General features: G+C 41.4%; 1 protein-coding gene and 1 pseudogene. Both read right to left on the bottom strand.

Translation table 11 applies throughout. The features are described 5' to 3' along the window. Positions 1-500, bottom strand: a pseudogene (locus tag LKD71_RS18085) (RNA-guided endonuclease InsQ/TnpB family protein); the annotation flags it as partial. Positions 501-518: 18 nt separating this feature from the next. Further along, the gene (tnpA, locus tag LKD71_RS18090) at positions 519-929 is read right to left on the bottom strand and encodes an IS200/IS605 family transposase (protein ID WP_227616435.1); all 411 of its coding nucleotides are present in this window, start codon (positions 927-929) and stop codon (positions 519-521) included. Positions 930-1,045 lie beyond the last annotated feature (116 nt).

Raw genomic sequence — 1,045 nt, forward strand, 5'->3', positions numbered from 1 at the left:
ATCCGCAGCTGTTTGATCTGATCCATGTCCCTGAAAATCTTATTTTCAAGAAAAAGAAAGTTTTCATGGATCTGATACGTTCCTTCCATATATTTTTTTAATGCCTTTGGAAGGGACAGGCGGACTTTCTCCGTATCCCGCTCATGCACGATCCCCATCTGCATATAGGTAATGGGAATTCCATCCTGCTTAAACCGCGGCAGTCTGGGCGACTCAATTCCACCGGACCTTTTCAAGGCATAAAAAGACTTCCATGCCTTATCCAGCAGCCTGCAGACTTCCTGGGCAGTCTGGGACGGGAGCTGTTTATACCACAGATCTTCTTTATGGGCTTTTTTCTGATAATACCAGTCCGGATATTGCCCCAGCCCTGTTTCTTTGTAATGCTGGCGCTCATAATTACAGACATTCCAGAGCTTGGATGCTGCGTAGCACATATGTCCGATGAGATTCGCATATTCACAGCTGATCTTTATGGATGTTTTCTTTGACAGCAGCATTTCCTCTCCTCCATAGTATCAGTAAGCTTTGCTCTGATGTTCGATATACCTGCGGATATTTTCTTCCGATACCGATCCGACCGTTTCCACATAATAGGAATGATTCCACAGCTCTCCTTTCCACAGCTGGTTTCTTATTTCCGGAAAACGTTCGAACAGCTTCCTGCCGGTGATTCCCTTCAGATATTTCACGATCGCAGTTATGGATAATTTCGGAGGGGCTGATACAAAACAGTGGACATGATCTCCCTCACCACATTCAAACAAATGAACGGTAAATCCCTTATCCTCCGCAATCTCCTGTACCAGTTTCTGAAGATATGCTTCAATCTCTGCATTTAATATCTTCCGCCGGTATTTTACTGACCATACCATATGGTAATTAATATTGCACACACAAGTGCGGTAATATTTAAGATTTTCTTTCATACATATAGTATATCATAACGCGAATAATATTGCAATAGGATATCGAACATATTTTCTCTTTATAAAGTTGGATACAACTGTTTTAGAACCTTTTAGAACATATATTTCTTATTTAC

It is taken from the genome of Fusicatenibacter faecihominis (assembly GCF_020686945.1).
Taxonomy (GTDB): Bacteria; Bacillota; Clostridia; order Lachnospirales; family Lachnospiraceae; genus Limivivens; species Limivivens faecihominis.